Below are 13,812 nucleotides of genomic sequence, written 5' to 3' on the forward strand. Positions count from 1 at the left end.
GATGCGAAATTTGGCGGCGATCGAGTTCTATGCGGCGTTCCTCATCTGAAGCGTGGATCTGGGGAAGCGTTCAGCACTCGATGACGTTCACCGCGAGCCCGCCGCGGCTGGTCTCCTTGTACTTGTCGAGCATGTCGCGGCCGGTGTCGCGCATCGTCTTGATGGCCTTGTCCAGCGAGACGAAGTGGCGGCCGTCGCCGCGCAGCGCGATCCTGGCCGCGGCGATGGCCTTGATCGAGGCGACGGCGTTGCGCTCGATGCACGGGATCTGCACCAGGCCGCCGATCGGGTCGCAGGTCAGCCCCAGGTTGTGCTCGATACCGATCTCGGCGGCGTTCTCGACCTGCTCGGGGGTGCCGCCCATCACCTCGGTGAGCCCGGCGGCGGCCATCGAGCAGGCGGAGCCGACCTCCCCCTGGCAGCCCACCTCGGCCCCGGAGATGGAGGCGTTCTCCTTGAACAGCACGCCGATCGCCCCCGCGGTCAGCAGGAAGCGGATCACCCCCTCGTCATCGGATTCGCGGACGAAGCGGTCGTAGTAGGTGAGCACGGCGGGGATGATGCCCGCGGCGCCGTTGGTGGGCGCGGTGACGATCCGGCCGCCGGCGGCGTTCTCCTCGTTGACCGCGAGGGCGAACAGCGAGACCCAGTCCATCGTCTGCAGCGAGTCCTTCTCTCCCGGCTCGCTCCGCAGTTGCCGGTGGAGCTGGTGGGCGCGGCGGCGGACCTTCAGGCCGCCGGGCAGCACGCCCTCCTTGCCGATGCCCCGTCGCACGCACTCGCTCATGACCTGCCACAGGACGAGCAGCTGGGCGCGGATCTCGGCCTCGGTGCGGCCGAACGCCCGTTCGTTCTCCAGCATCAGCCCGGAGATCGACAGCCCGGTCTCCGCGCACTGGGCGAGCAGCTCCGCGGCCGTGGTGAAGGGGTGCGGCAGGACCGTGTCGTCGGGTTTGATCCGGTCGGCGCCGGTGGCGTTCTCGTCGACGACGAAGCCGCCGCCCACCGAGTAGTAGACCTTCTCGCGCAGCGTCTCGCCGGACTCCGACAGGGCGGTGAAGCGCATGCCGTTGGGGTGGTGGGGGAGCGAGATCTTGCGTTCGAAGACGAGGTCCTCGCCGATGACGAAGGGGATCTCGTGGGAGCCGTACAGGCGGACGGTGCCCGAGGCGCGCATGGCGGCCAGCCGCTCGTCGACCGTGTCGACGTCGACCAGCTCGGGTTTCTCGCCCGACAGGCCGAGCAGCACCGCCTTGTCGCTGCCGTGGCCCTTGCCGGTCAGCCCGAGCGAGCCGTACAGGATGGCGCTCACCCGCGCGGTCTTCTCCAGCAGCCCGTCCCGGTGCAGACCCCGGGCGAACTTGTGGGCGGCGGCCATCGGGCCGCCGGTGTGCGAGCTGGACGGGCCGATTCCGATCTTGAAGAGATCGAAGACACTGATCGTCATCTGAATCCTTCCAGCGTGGACGGTCACGCGCGCCCGGGGACGCGCGTGACCGTGACGCGAGGCGTCGAACTTATGACTCACCCGAGGTGAGCGCGGTGTACTCCTCCGGCGACAGCAGGTCGTCGGCGGAGCCCTCAAGACGTACCCGGAACAGCCAGCCGTCGCCGTAGGAGTCGCTGTTGACCAGCGAGGGGTCGTCCACGACCGCCTGGTTGACCTCCACGACCTCGCCGGTGACCGGTGCGAAGATGTCACTCACCGACTTGGTCGACTCGACCTCGCCGACGGCGTCACCGGTGGCGATCGACGCGCCTACCTCGGGTACCTGCACGTAGACCACGTCGCCCAGCGCCTCGGCGGCGTAGGCGGTGATGCCCACGGTGAGGGTCAGGCCGTCGTCGACGCCGCCGATCCACTCGTGTTCCTTGGTGTAGTGCAGGTCCTCGGGAATGCTGCTCATTTTTTCCTCCTGTAGAAAGGCAGTTCGACGACCTCGACCGGCTCGCGGCTGCCCCGGATGTCGACGGCCAGCCCCGACGACAGGCCGCTGTCCACGTAGGCCATGGCGATGGGCCTGCCCAGTGTCTGGGAGGGCGCCCCGCTGGTGACCTCCCCGGCGACCGTGCCGTCATCGGCGACCACCACCGGATACCCGTGCCGGGGCACCCTGCGGCCGCTCGCGACCAGGCCGACCAGACGACGGGCCGGCGGGACGTCCCTGAGCGGTTCGAGGGCGGCCCGGCCGACGAAGTCGCCCGGCTTGTCAAACCTCACCACACGGCCGAGCCCGGCGTCGAACGGAGTGAGGTCCGCGGAGAGTTCGTTGCCGTAGAGCGGCATGCCCGCCTCCAGCCGGAGGGTGTCGCGCGCGGACAGGCCGGCGGGGACCAGCCCGTGCGGTGCGCCCGCCTCGATGAGGGCGGTCCAGAGGGGTTCCGCCGCCGAGGCCGCGACGAACAGCTCGAAGCCGTCCTCGCCGGTGTATCCGGTGCGGGCGACGAGGACCTCGTGTCCGGCCACCACGGCGGGCAGGCCCGCGTAGTACCCGAGCCCGTCCAGGTCGGCGTCGGTGAGAGTGCTCAGGATCTCCACCGAGCGCGGCCCCTGGACGGCGACCAGCGCGTACTCCTCGGAGCGGTCCCGCACCGCGGCGTCGAAGTCCTTGGCGCGCTCGGTCAGCTCGGCGGCCACCCGGGGGTAGTTGGAGGCGTTGGCGACGACCATGAACTCTTCGGGGGCCAGCCGGTAGACGATCAGGTCGTCCAGCACGCCGCCCCCGGCGTCGACGATCATCGTGTAGCGGGCGCGGCCGGGCGCCAGCGCGGAGAGGTGGCCGACCAGCGCGTAGTCGAGGGCCTCGGCGGCCTGCGGGCCGGTCACGAAGATCTCACCCATGTGGGAGAGGTCGAACAGGCCGGCCGCCTGGCGGACCGCGTTGTGCTCGGCGGACTCGCTGCCGTAGCGGAGCGGCATCAGCCAGCCCGCGAAGTCGGTCAGCGTCGCGCCGAGGGACTCGTGCACGCCGCGCAGCGGCGTAGGTCGGGACATGTTCGCACCTCAGACAAGGGACAGATGAGATCATCCTCCCCCTCTGTCATTGGTGCCTGAGAGTTTCATCCGGGTTTTACCGGACTTTCACCTTCGGCGAGGTCGTGGGACCTGCTTTCCAGAGGCACCTACCCGCACGGTCCTTTGCCTTGAGAGGTTCGCGGGGAGGGCTTGCTCCTTCAGGGGTCCTGGCCTGGATGTCAGGACACTCTCCCGCGCGGGGTTCATCGGTGTCGCAGGCCAGCCTAACCGCCCGCACCGGCCGAGCGAAATCCCCGGGCGCGCACCGGCCTTCACGAATCACTCAGCAGCGGGCGTGCCGGACCAGCGCCTCGAACAGGGCCGACTCGTCGTCGGTCTCGGGATGCCACTGGACGGCGAGGGCGAACGGATGATCCTCCACCTCCACGGCCTCCACCGTGCCGTCCTCGGCGTGGGCGGTCACGGTCAGGCCCTCGGCGAGCAGGTCAACGGCCTGGTGGTGGTAGTGGGCCACGTCCACGGTCTCGGTCCCGAAGACCTTCGAGGTCAGGCTGCCGGGGGCGAGCCGCACCGGCATCCTGCCGTAGCTGCCGGGGGCCGGGGCGTGCCCCTGGTGGCCCACCACGTCGGGCAGGTGCTGGTGGAGGCCGCCGCCGAGGGCGACGTTCAGGATCTGCATGCCCCTGCAGATGCCGAGGAAGGGCAGGTCCCGCTCCAGCGTCGCCCGGACCAGTCCCAGTTCGGCGTCGTCGCGGAACGGCCGGACGTAGCCGGTCCGCTCATGCGGCTCCTGCCCGTACCGCTCCGGGCCGACGTCCCCGCCGCCGGCCAGGATCAGCCCGTCCAGGCGCTCCACGAGCGTCGCGGGGTCGCCCGCGGGCGGCAGGATCACCGGCTGCCCGCCCGCGCGGGCCACGTGGTCGACGTAGTCGTACGGCAGCAGCGCGGTGGTCGTCTCCCAGACGGTGAACCTCGCGGGCTCGACGTAGCAGGTGATGCCGATGACGGGACGGGACATGATCTCTTTCTCACGCGGACGCCGGGGACATGGGACATCCGCCCACGTCCTCGCACGTTATCGGGGCCAGGGTATGGCCTGGGCAAATCCCGCCACCGCCGGTCGCGAAGGTGGCGGGGGCGGAGATGGCGGGGAGCGGTCAGAGTGGCGTGACGTAGGCGCCCGAGATGCCGCCGTCCACCAGGAACTCCGCGCCGGTGACGAAGCTCGCGTCGTCCGAGGCGAGGAACGCCACCGCGGCGGCGATCTCGGTCGCCTCGGCGAAGCGGCCGATCGGGATGTGCACCAGGCGGCGCTGTGCCCGCTCGGGGTCCTTGGCGAACAGCTCCTGCAGCAGCGGGGTGTTGACCGGGCCGGGGCAGAGCGCGTTGACCCGGATGCCCTCGCGGGCGAACTGCACGCCCAGCTCGCGCGACATCGCCAGCACCCCGCCCTTGGAGGCGGTGTAGGAGATCTGGCTGGTCGCCGAGCCCATCACGGCCACGAACGACGCGGTGTTGATGATCGACCCCTTGCCCTGCCGCCGCATGTACGGGATGGCGTGCTTGCAGCACAGGTAGACGGAGGTGAGGTTGACCTCCTGGACCCGGCGCCAGGCGTCGATGCCGGTCTCCAGGATCGAGTCGTCCTCCGGCGGTGAGATGCCCGCGTTGTTGAACGCGATGTCCACGCTGCCGTAGCTGTCGAACGCGGTCTGGAACATCCGGACGACGTCGTCCTCGCTGGTCACGTCGGCCTTCACGAACAGGCCGCCGACCTCGGCCGCGGCCGCCGCGCCGGTCGTCTCGTCCAGGTCCACGCACACGACGCGGGCGCCCTCCTCGGCGAACCGGCGCGCGGTGGCCAGGCCGATCCCGCTACCGGCGCCGGTGATGACGGCCACCCGGTCCTGCAAACGCAGCATCGCTTCTACTCCTCGGAAATGAAGACGTTCTTGGTCTCGGTGAACGCGGACAGGGCGTCCGGTCCCAGCTCGCGGCCGAGGCCCGACTGCTTGAAACCGCCGAACGGGGTCCAGTAGCGGACGCTCGAATGTGAGTTGACGCTCAGGTTGCCCGCCTCGACGGCCCTGGCCACCCGGAGCGCCCGGCCGACGTCACGGGTCCAGATGGATCCGCTCAGGCCGTACGGGGTGTCGTTGGCGATCCGCACGGCGTCCGCCTCGTCGTCGAACGGCAGCACCGACACCACCGGTCCGAAGATCTCCTCGGTGAACGCCCGGTCGTCGGCCGAGGTCGGGGTCAGGACCGTCGCCGGGAACCAGAACCCCGGCCCCGACGGGCACGCGCCCCGCAGGTGGGGCGGCTCGGTGACGTAGGAGGCCACCCGCTCCCGGTGTTCGGCGCTGATCAGCGGGCCCATCTCGGTGCTCTCGTCGCGGGGGTCGCCGACCCTGACCTTCAGCACGGCCTCGCCGAACCGGGCCAGGAACTCGTCGTGCACCGAGCGCTCGACCAGGATCCGGGAGCGCGCGCAGCAGTCCTGGCCCGCGTTGTCGAAGACCGCGTACGGCGCGGTCGCCGCCGCCCGTTCCAGGTCGGCGTCGGCGAAGACCACGTTGGCGCTCTTGCCGCCCAGCTCCAGGGTGAGCCGCTTGACCTGCCCGGCGCAGACGGCGGCGATCTCCTTGCCCACCTCGGTGGAGCCGGTGAACACGATCTTCGCCACGTCCGGGTGCTCGACCAGCCGGGCGCCCGCGACCTCTCCGGCGCCGGGCAGGACCTGAAACACCCCCTCGGGCAGCCCGGCGGCCAGGGCCAGCTCGGCCACCCGCAGGGCGGTCAGCGGTGTCCACTCGGCGGGCTTGACGATCACGGTGTTGCCCGCGGCCAGCGCCGGGGCCGTCCCCCAGGTCATGATGACCATCGGGAAGTTCCACGGCACGATCACGCCGACGACGCCCAGCGGTTCCTTGAAGGTGACGTCGAGGCCGCCGGGCACCGGGATCTGCAGGCCGTGGTCACGCTCGGGCGCCCCGGCGTAGAAGTCGAGCACGTCGGCGACGTTGCCCGCCTCCCAGCGGGCGTTGCCGATCGTGTGCCCGGCGCCCGCGACCTCCAGCAGGGCCAGTTCCTCGGCGTGCTCGCGCACCAGCGAGGCGAACCGGCGCAGCAGCCGGGCCCGGTCGGAAGGGCCGACGCTCCGCCAGGTGGCGAAGGCCCTTCTCGCGCGCTCCACCGCCCTGTCGACCTCGGCGGCGTCCGCCATCTCGACCTCGGCGATCACCTCTTCTGTCGCCGGATTTATGATCTTCACCGTCACATCCGTTCGAATCCTCGGAACAGCTCCCAGTCGGTCACCGCCGCGTCGAAGGCGGCCAGCTCGGTCCGGGCGTTGTTCGCGTAGTGCGCCACGACGTCCTCGCCGAAGACGGAGGCCGCGAACGCGGAGCCCTCCCAGAGCTCCAGCGCGTCCCGCAGGGTGTGCGGGACGGTCTCCGCGCCCGAGGTGTAGGCGTTCCCCGTGACCGCCTCCTCAAGCGGCAGTTCGTTCTCGATGCCGTGCAGCCCGGCCGCGACCAGTGCCGAGACCGCCAGGTAGGGGTTGACGTCGCCGCCGGGCACCCGGTTCTCGATCCGCAGCGAGGGGCCGTGGCCGACCAGGCGCAGCGCGCACGTCCTGTTGTCCACGCCCCACTTGACGGCGGTGGGGGCGAAGCTGCCCGGCACGTACCGCTTGTAGGAGTTGACGTTCGGCGCGTACAGCAGGGTCAGCTCGCGCATGAGGGCGAGCTGACCGGCGATGAAGTGCTGTCCCGTCGCGGACAGTCCGTGCGCCTCGGAACCCGCCATGACCGGCTCTCCGGCGGTGTCCCTGAGCGAGATGTGGATGTGGCAGGAGTTGCCCTCGCGCTGGTTCGGTTTGGCCATGAAGGTGATCGACATGCCCTCCTGGGCGGCGATCTCCTTGGCGCCGTTCTTGTAGACGGCGTGGTCGTCGCAGCTGGACAGGGCCTCGCCGAAGCGGAAGGCGATCTCGTGCTGGCCGAGGTTGCACTCGCCCTTGGCCGACTCGACGTACATGCCCGCGCCCTCCATGCCGAGCCTGATCCTGCGCAGCAGCGGCTCGACCCTGGCGGTGCCGAGGAGGGAGTAGTCGACGTTGTAGAGGTTGGCGGGCGTCAGGTCACGGTAACCGCCGCGCCAGGCGTCCTCGTAGCTGTCGTTGAAGATCACGAACTCCAGCTCGGTCCCGACGAACGCCCCCCAGCCCCGCTCGGCCAGCCGGGCGAGTTGCCGGCGCAGGATCTGCCGCGGCGAGGCGGCCACGTCGGAGCCGTCCTCCCAGAGCAGGTCGGCCATCACCAGGGCCGTCCCCTCCTGCCACGGCACCCGGCGCAGGGTGGACACGTCGGGTTTCATGACGAAGTCGCCGTATCCCCGCTCCCAGGAGGACATCGCGTAGCCGTCGACCGTGTTCATGTCGACGTCGACCGCGAGCAGGTAGTTGCATCCCTCGGAGGCATGTCCCAGCACCTCCTGCAGGAAGTAACGTGCCGACAGGCGTTTCCCCTGCAGGCGGCCCTGCATGTCGACGATCGCCAGCAGCACGGTGTCGATCCGTCCTGCCCGCACCTCGTCGTGAAGCTCGCGGACGTCCACACGCCCTCCTCGCCGGAGTCTTATTGGGCTAGTGTCAGACCATTGACGTGTAGCGGGGGGAGCATTGTCAAGGGTCGGAGGAGATCAATTGGACGAGGTGTCGCGACTGGCGACCGTGCTGCGGCCGGTGCGCGCGGGTAACGCGTTCGAGGAGACCGTGGAGCGCCTGCTCCAGGTCATCAAGCTGGGGCTGGTAGCCGAGAAGCTGCCGCCCGAGCGGGAACTCGCCGCCCAGCTCGGGATCAGCAGGGTCACTCTGCGCGAGGCCATCCGCGCCCTGGCGGAGGCGGGCTACCTCACCGTGCGCCGTGGCAGGTACGGCGGCGCCTTTCTCACCTACACCCCGCCGCGCCCGCGCCGTGACGACCTGCGCAGGGCGGTCGCCGACATGGGCACCGACGACCTGGGCGACGCGCTCACCTTCAGGATGGCCGTGGAGTGCGGCGCCGCCCAGGTGCTCGCCACCACCACGCTCACCGAGGAGCGGCGCGACGCCCTGCGGGAGCGGCTGCGTGAGGTCAACTCGGCGGGGCCCGACGACTACCGCCGTCTCGACACGGCCTTCCACCTGGCCATCGCCGAGCTGACCGGCTCCCCGCTGCTCGCCGCGGCCTGCGCCGACGCCCGGCTGCGGGTCACCGACCTGCTCAACGCCATCCCGGTGCTCCGGCGCAACATCGAGCACGCCGCGATCCAGCACGAGGCGATCGTGACGGCGATCCTGGCCGGCGACCCCGAGGGCGCGCGCCGCGCCGTGGCCGAGCACCTTGAGGGCACCGCCGCGCTGCTACGGGGCTTCCTCGCATAGCCTGATAAAACGGTGGGGGATGTGTTCCGAGATCGGATCATGGAAACAGAACGGCTGCCGCTGTTCTGTTTCTTTGTCGCGCTGATCGTCGCCTTCGTGTTCACCAGGATCAACGTCCGGCTCATCCGGGCCAAGATCGGCTGGTTCCGTAACGTCAACGTCGGCGAGATGCACATTCACCATGTGGTGTTCGGCGTGGTGCTGACCCTGCTCGGCGGGGTGTCCGGCCTCGTCGTCTCCGGGGTCTCCGAGGGCTGGTACGCGGTGACGGCGGCGATCTTCGGTATCGGCGCCGCCCTCGTCCTCGACGAGTTCGCGCTGATCCTGCACCTGCGCGACGTCTACTGGGAGGAGGAGGGCCGAGCCTCCGTGGACGCGGTGTTCATCGCCGTCGCGATCACCGGCCTGCTCCTGCTCGGCCTGCGCCCCCTCGGCTGGGAGAACTCCGACGGCACCCCCAGGGGCACCTGGCTGACCGCCGGCCTCATCGTTACCAACCTCGGGCTCGCCGTGGTCACGCTGCTCAAGGGCAAGATCTGGACGGGCCTGGTCGGGCTGTTCGTGCCGATCCTCCTGGTGCCGGGGGCCGTGCGGCTGGCCCGCCCGGGATCGCCCTGGGCACACTGGTTCTTCGCCCCGGGCGCCCGGCACCCGCGGCTCCGCAAGATGGCCAGGGCCGAGCGCCGCGAGGAGCGCTGGCGCCGCCCGGTGATCCGCGGCAAGATCGCCTTCCAGGAGTTCGTCTCCGGCCGTCATGACCTCCCCTCCACCCGCCGCCGCTCCCGCCGCTGAACCGCCGATGCCCTCGCCGTCGCCCTCGCCGTGTGGACCGGGAGCCGAGGTCGGCCCGCGAGTGTGGGCACTGCACGAGCGCGGTCTCGCCCGCGACGTCATCGACGTCGCCTCGGTCTCCGAGCCGTACGGTTTTCGCGAACTCGAACACCTCGCCCGCCGGTACGACGAGGGGTTCTCGCTCGCCGAGCTGGTGATGCGGCTGGAGTTCGTCGCCCTGATCGCCGACGAGGACTTCGAGGCCCACGGCGTGCGGGGCGAGCGGCTCTGGGAGATCCGCCGGTTCGCCGGCGCCTGGGTGGAGGACATCGGGCTGCGCCGCGCGGAGGAGGGCGACATCGACTACGACGACGTCCCCGACCCCGACTGAGGAACGAGGGGAAAGCGGCGGCCGGTCGTGGTGAGCTTTCAAACCCGTGCATATCCGGCCGCGCGCCGGGCAGATGACGGCCCTGCCTGCCGAAGGGGTGCCGATCATGGGTCTGATGGAGAAGTTCAACCTGCGCGAACTGAAGGCCAGGGTCAAGCGGAGGCTGGCCGGCCGGACGGGCAACCGCCGGCTGGTGGCCGAGGCCAGAACCGAGGAGGCCGAGGCGAGGCTGCTGAAGACCCGGGACGAGATCCTGGACACCGTCGCGGAGATGCGCAGGGAGTACGGCGTCCGCCGCCACTGACCCCGCTCGCCGGTGTCCCGCCGATGGGCTCCTTGCCGGCTCCGGATCGGCGGGGCACCGGTACGCGGCGGCCGCTCTTCGGGCCGGCCCCGGGAGGGGTGGTTTTCCCCGCACTGCTCATCACTTAATGAGTAGAAATTTCGAGAATTCCGCCTGGTCGTACATAGACAGAATATATGTCTGTTTCGCTATAGTCCGAAGGCATTGCAGGGGCGCGAGTGGACCAATCCTTTTAAAGGTGGGCGAATGACAAGCCTCGATTCAGCGACATCCGTGGTCCGGTCGGCGATCGCCGAGGTGCTGAGCGTACCGAGCGATCAGGTGAAGCCGGGGGCCACCATCGCCGACCACCAGATCGACAGCCTGGAATGGGTGGAGATCTCCGTCATCATCGAGGAGAAGCTGGGCATCCAGCTCGACCCCAGTGACTTCGCCGGGGCGCAGACCGTCGCCGACATGGCGGGCGTACTGCACGCCGCGCTGGCGGCCCGGTGACGCGCGTCGTCGTCACGGGGCTGGGGGTCAAGAGCCCGGCGGGCAACACGGCGGGGGAGGTCTTCGCCACGGTGCTCGCGGGCAAGTCGCTCGCGACCGCCATCCCCGAACTGGCCGACGCCCGGGTGCCGGTCTCGATCGGGTGCCCGCTGGCGCCGTTCGAGCCGGATGACTACTTCGGCGGGCGCGAGCTCCGGACCCTCGACCGGACCTCCCAGATCGGCCTCGCCGCGGCGATCGACGCCGTCACCGACGCGGACGGCCTGCCCGCCGAGGGCTGCGGGGTGTACGTGGGCACCGGCGGCGGCGGGTTCGCCACCCTGGAGAACCTGATCGTGGGGCACACGCTCGGCAGGGAGAAGGTGCCGGTCCACGCGGTTCCGACGCTGATGTCCAGCTCGACGGCCTCGCGCGTCGCCATCAGGTACGGCTTCAGGGGGCCGTGCCTCACCTTCAACACGGCCTGTGCCAGCGGGGCCACCGCGATCGGCGAGGCGCTGCGCGCGATCCGCTCGGGCGTGGTCGGCTCCGCCGTCGCCGGAGGCCTGGACGCGCTGCTCTCCCCGCTCGCGATGGAGGCCTTCGCCCGGGTCGGCGCCCTGTCGGAGCGGACGCACGCCCCCTCGGAGGCGTCCCGCCCGTTCGACGCCGACCGTGACGGCTTCGTCATGGGGGAGGGCGCGGCCTTTCTGGTCCTGGAGCGCGCCGACCTCGCCGAGGCGCGGGGCGCCCGTGTCTACGGCGAGGTCAGCGGCTACGCGGCCAACTGCGACGCCAACCACATCGTGGCGCCGCTCAGGGACGGCTCGGTGGCGGCCGGGTGCATGCGCGCCGCCCTGCTCGACGCCGGACTCGACACCGGCGACGTCGGGCACGTCAACGCCCACGGGACCTCGACCCCGCACAACGACAGCGCCGAGGCCGCCGCCCTGCACGCGTGCTTCGGTGGCCGTACGCCCCCGGTGACCTCGACCAAGGGCGTGACCGGCCACCTCGTCGGCGGCGCGGGCGCGCTGGAGGCGGTCATCGCCCTGCTGTCGGCCCGAGAGGGCCTGATTCCCCCGACCGCCAACTTCGCGGGCGGCCCCGAGGCCGACCTCATCGACATCGTCTGCGCTGAGCCCCGGTCCGTGGCCGTCGCCCCCGTCCTGTCCAACTCCTTCGGCTTCGGGGGCAGCAACGCCTGCCTGGTCCTCACCCCCTCCCTGGACTCCTGACATTCCGTACGGCCCCGCCGGCCCGCCGTGAAACGGCGCCGAACCGGCGGGGCCTTCGTCGACCCCCTGATGTCAGTTTTGGTTGACAAAATTGGTGACGTCACCGACTTTCGTTGCGAAATATGGCGAAGGCGCTCGGGGTGGACTCGTGCGAGGTAAACAGGAAAAGCGGCCGGAGGTCGATCGCGTCGTTTCGAAGGGGGATCGCATTGTCCGAGACCGCGTCCTGGCGGTTGCTGGTCGCCTATTTAGGGCCCCACCGGAAAACCCTGCTGCTGGGCGGGGTGCTCAGCCTCGTCGGCTCGCTGGCGGGATTGGCGATGCCGCTCCTGGCCAAGACGGTGGTCGACGCCTTCGGTGAGCAGCGTTCCCTGCTCGGCCCCGTGCTGGGGCTGACCGCCGCCGTGCTGGTGGGAGCCGGCCTCGGCGCGCTGGGCAGCTACGTGCTGGAGCGGATGGGGGAGAGCATCGTCTTCTCCGCCCGCCGCGGCCTGGTCGACCGGATGCTGCGGCTGCGCACGTCCGAGGTCGACCGGCTCAAACCCGGTGACCTGATGTCCCGGGTGACCTCCGACACCACGCTGCTACGCGCGGTGTTCGCCAACAGCGTGGTCGAGACGGTCAGCTCGCTCTTCATGCTCGTCGGCGCCGTGGTCATGATGGCGATCATGGACTGGGCGCTGCTGCTCATCACGCTGGGAGTGCTGGTCCTGGTCGGCGGGCTCGTCGGCCTGGTCCTGCCCCGTATCCAGCGGGCCTCGACGCAGGCCCAGATCGCGGTCGGCGAGATGGGCGCGGTCCTGGACCGGGTGCTCCAGGCGTTCCGTACCGTCAAGGCCAGCGGTGCCGAGGAGCGGGAGATCGCCGCGGTGAGTGAGGCGGCCCGCGAGGCGCGTGACCGGGGGATCGCCGTCGCCTGGCTGACCTCGATCGCCGGTATCTCGGCGTGGGTCTCCGCGCAGCTGGCCTTCGTGGCCGTGCTCGGCGTGGGCGGCGCGCGCGTCTCCTCGGGCACGCTGGAGGTCTCCTCGCTGATCGCCTTTCTGCTCTACCTGTTCTACCTGGTCGCCCCCATCGGCCAGCTGGTCCAGGGCTTCACGCAGTTGCAGAACGGCCTGGCCGCGGTGCGGCGGATCCGCGAGATCGAGGAGCTTCCCGTCGAGAAGACGGGCGGCAAGGTCTACGAGGTCGGGAGCACTCCGGCCTGGGTCTCCTTCGAGAGCGTCGTCTTCCGCTACGGCGACGACAGGCCGATCATCCACGACGACGTCTCCTTCGAGGTGCCCGCGGGCGGGCTGACCGCCCTGGTGGGGCCGTCCGGTGCGGGCAAGTCCACGGTCTTCGCCCTGCTGGAGCGGTTCTACGAGCAGCAGTCGGGGACGATCAGGATCGACGGCCGCGACATCGGGGACTGGCCGCTGGCCGAGCTGCGCGCCTGCCTCGGCTACGTCGAGCAGGACGCGCCGGTGCTGGACGGCACGCTCAGGGAGAACCTCGTCTTCGCCGCGCCGGGCGTGGAGGAGGCCGACATCAGGCGGGTGCTCGCCCGCACCCGCCTGGAGGACCTGGTCTCCAGGCTCCCCGAGGGGCTGGACACCAGAGTCGGCCATCGGGGGATCCTGCTCTCCGGCGGCGAGCGTCAGCGGGTCGCCATCGCCCGTGCCCTGCTGCGCAGCCCCCGGCTCCTGCTGCTCGACGAGGCCACCTCCCAGCTCGACGCGGTCAACGAGCTGCGGCTCCGCGAGGTGATCGCGGAGGTGGCGGCGGAGACGACGGTGCTGGTGATCGCACACCGCCTCTCCACGGTGACCGGGGCCGACCGGATCGTGGTGATGGAGGCGGGCCGGGTGCGGGCGGTGGGCACCCACGACGAGCTGCTCGGCGACGACGCCCTCTACCGCGAGCTGGCCGCCACCCAACTCCTGCTGCCCGGCTAGTCCCGCCGCTCGGCGGTTTCCCGGCATGGTGAAGGCAGCGCGGTGGTTCTGGCGCGGTTGTGTAAATTCATATCGTTCACAAAGGAATAATTCGGACACCGGGCCGATGGCCTGATTCGCCATCCAGTGAACCGGGCATCCCCGCCTGTGCGAAGCCTCTCCTTCGCACCGGGGTGCCCATCGGGCGCGCGCCGCATTCGATCTCCCGATCCCGTCCGTGCGGGACGAAGATCGGGGCGCGACGATCGTTACGGCCACCACCGGGGGGGTGTCGCGGGCGTGCCGCCCGCGG

General features: G+C 70.5%; 14 protein-coding genes and 2 riboswitches. Of the genes, 7 read left to right on the top strand and 7 right to left on the bottom strand.

From position 1 onward, the window contains the following. Nucleotides 1–70: 70 nt before the first annotated feature. The 7 genes from ACWD3H_RS20960 to ACWD3H_RS20990 form a co-directional block, all read right to left on the bottom strand. A complete protein-coding gene (locus ACWD3H_RS20960; RefSeq protein WP_350924841.1) occupies nucleotides 71–1,447 on the bottom strand; it encodes an L-serine ammonia-lyase in 1,377 nt (458 codons plus the stop codon). Nucleotides 1,448–1,517: 70 nt separating this feature from the next. Then, nucleotides 1,518–1,907 carry a glycine cleavage system protein GcvH gene (gene gcvH / locus ACWD3H_RS20965; RefSeq protein WP_030906360.1) on the bottom strand — a complete coding sequence of 130 codons (390 nt, stop codon included), beginning with the start codon at nucleotides 1,905–1,907 and terminating at the stop codon, nucleotides 1,518–1,520. After that, on the bottom strand, nucleotides 1,904–2,995 hold the full coding sequence (gene gcvT / locus ACWD3H_RS20970) for a glycine cleavage system aminomethyltransferase GcvT (RefSeq protein ID WP_451956142.1): 1,092 nt from the start codon (nucleotides 2,993–2,995) through the stop codon (nucleotides 1,904–1,906). The genes gcvH and gcvT overlap by 4 nt, the downstream gene beginning before the upstream one ends. A 40-nt stretch (nucleotides 2,996–3,035) precedes the next feature. After that, nucleotides 3,036–3,120: riboswitch (glycine riboswitch) on the bottom strand. 2 nt (nucleotides 3,121–3,122) lie between these two features. Then, a riboswitch (glycine riboswitch) is annotated at nucleotides 3,123–3,221 on the bottom strand. 78 nt (nucleotides 3,222–3,299) lie between these two features. Further along, nucleotides 3,300–3,995: a gamma-glutamyl-gamma-aminobutyrate hydrolase family protein gene (locus ACWD3H_RS20975; protein ID WP_451956143.1), complete on the bottom strand. Its 696-nt coding sequence runs from the start codon at nucleotides 3,993–3,995 to the stop codon at nucleotides 3,300–3,302. 139 nt (nucleotides 3,996–4,134) lie between these two features. Then, nucleotides 4,135–4,899 carry a 3-oxoacyl-ACP reductase gene (locus ACWD3H_RS20980; RefSeq protein ID WP_350924856.1) on the bottom strand — a complete coding sequence of 255 codons (765 nt, stop codon included), beginning with the start codon at nucleotides 4,897–4,899 and terminating at the stop codon, nucleotides 4,135–4,137. Between the two features lie 5 nt (nucleotides 4,900–4,904). Beyond that, on the bottom strand, nucleotides 4,905–6,257 hold the full coding sequence (locus ACWD3H_RS20985) for an aldehyde dehydrogenase family protein (RefSeq protein ID WP_451956144.1): 1,353 nt from the start codon (nucleotides 6,255–6,257) through the stop codon (nucleotides 4,905–4,907). Further along, nucleotides 6,254–7,621, bottom strand: a complete 1,368-nt coding sequence (locus tag ACWD3H_RS20990) for a glutamine synthetase family protein (RefSeq protein ID WP_451935332.1) — start codon at nucleotides 7,619–7,621, stop codon at nucleotides 6,254–6,256. Before ACWD3H_RS20990 ends, ACWD3H_RS20985 begins: the two co-directional genes overlap by 4 nt. A 64-nt stretch (nucleotides 7,622–7,685) precedes the next feature. On the opposite strand from ACWD3H_RS20990, the gene ACWD3H_RS20995 reads away from it, so the two are divergent. From ACWD3H_RS20995 to ACWD3H_RS21025, 7 genes are all read left to right on the top strand, one after another. Next, the gene (locus tag ACWD3H_RS20995) at nucleotides 7,686–8,405 is read left to right on the top strand and encodes a FadR/GntR family transcriptional regulator (RefSeq protein ID WP_451956145.1); all 720 of its coding nucleotides are present in this window, start codon (nucleotides 7,686–7,688) and stop codon (nucleotides 8,403–8,405) included. Between the two features lie 39 nt (nucleotides 8,406–8,444). Continuing rightward, on the top strand, nucleotides 8,445–9,197 hold the full coding sequence (locus ACWD3H_RS21000; protein ID WP_451956146.1) for a hypothetical protein: 753 nt from the start codon (nucleotides 8,445–8,447) through the stop codon (nucleotides 9,195–9,197). Nucleotides 9,198–9,258: 61 nt separating this feature from the next. Beyond that, nucleotides 9,259–9,567: a hypothetical protein gene (locus ACWD3H_RS21005; protein ID WP_350924866.1), complete on the top strand. Its 309-nt coding sequence runs from the start codon at nucleotides 9,259–9,261 to the stop codon at nucleotides 9,565–9,567. A gap of 115 nt (nucleotides 9,568–9,682) precedes the next feature. After that, nucleotides 9,683–9,871, top strand: coding sequence for a hypothetical protein (locus ACWD3H_RS21010; RefSeq protein WP_451956147.1), 189 nt, complete (start codon nucleotides 9,683–9,685; stop codon nucleotides 9,869–9,871). Nucleotides 9,872–10,117: 246 nt separating this feature from the next. Further along, entirely contained in the window at nucleotides 10,118–10,366 is a 249-nt protein-coding gene (locus ACWD3H_RS21015) for an acyl carrier protein (RefSeq protein ID WP_084195145.1), read from the top strand. Further along, nucleotides 10,363–11,583 (top strand): beta-ketoacyl-[acyl-carrier-protein] synthase family protein, encoded by a 1,221-nt coding sequence (locus tag ACWD3H_RS21020; RefSeq protein ID WP_451956148.1) that lies wholly within the window; start codon nucleotides 10,363–10,365, stop codon nucleotides 11,581–11,583. The genes ACWD3H_RS21015 and ACWD3H_RS21020 overlap by 4 nt, the downstream gene beginning before the upstream one ends. Before the next feature lie 209 nt (nucleotides 11,584–11,792). Beyond that, entirely contained in the window at nucleotides 11,793–13,520 is a 1,728-nt protein-coding gene (locus tag ACWD3H_RS21025) for an ABC transporter ATP-binding protein (RefSeq protein ID WP_451956149.1), read from the top strand. Nucleotides 13,521–13,812 lie beyond the last annotated feature (292 nt).

Source organism: Streptosporangium sp. NPDC002607, from assembly GCF_053592655.1.

Excerpts from the sequence above, each read along its gene's own strand:
- gcvH (WP_030906360.1), bottom strand. The coding sequence starts at position 1,907 with ATGAGCAGCATTCCCGAGGACCTGCACTACACCAAGGAACACGAGTGG.
- gcvT (WP_451956142.1), bottom strand. The coding sequence starts at position 2,995 with ATGTCCCGACCTACGCCGCTGCGCGGCGTGCACGAGTCCCTCGGCGCG.
- ACWD3H_RS21010 (WP_451956147.1), top strand. The coding sequence starts at position 9,683 with ATGGAGAAGTTCAACCTGCGCGAACTGAAGGCCAGGGTCAAGCGGAGG.
- ACWD3H_RS20975 (WP_451956143.1), bottom strand. The coding sequence starts at position 3,995 with ATGTCCCGTCCCGTCATCGGCATCACCTGCTACGTCGAGCCCGCGAGG.
- ACWD3H_RS20960 (WP_350924841.1), bottom strand. The coding sequence starts at position 1,447 with ATGACGATCAGTGTCTTCGATCTCTTCAAGATCGGAATCGGCCCGTCC.
- ACWD3H_RS20980 (WP_350924856.1), bottom strand. The coding sequence starts at position 4,899 with ATGCTGCGTTTGCAGGACCGGGTGGCCGTCATCACCGGCGCCGGTAGC.
- ACWD3H_RS21015 (WP_084195145.1), top strand. The coding sequence starts at position 10,118 with ATGACAAGCCTCGATTCAGCGACATCCGTGGTCCGGTCGGCGATCGCC.
- ACWD3H_RS21000 (WP_451956146.1), top strand. The coding sequence starts at position 8,445 with ATGGAAACAGAACGGCTGCCGCTGTTCTGTTTCTTTGTCGCGCTGATC.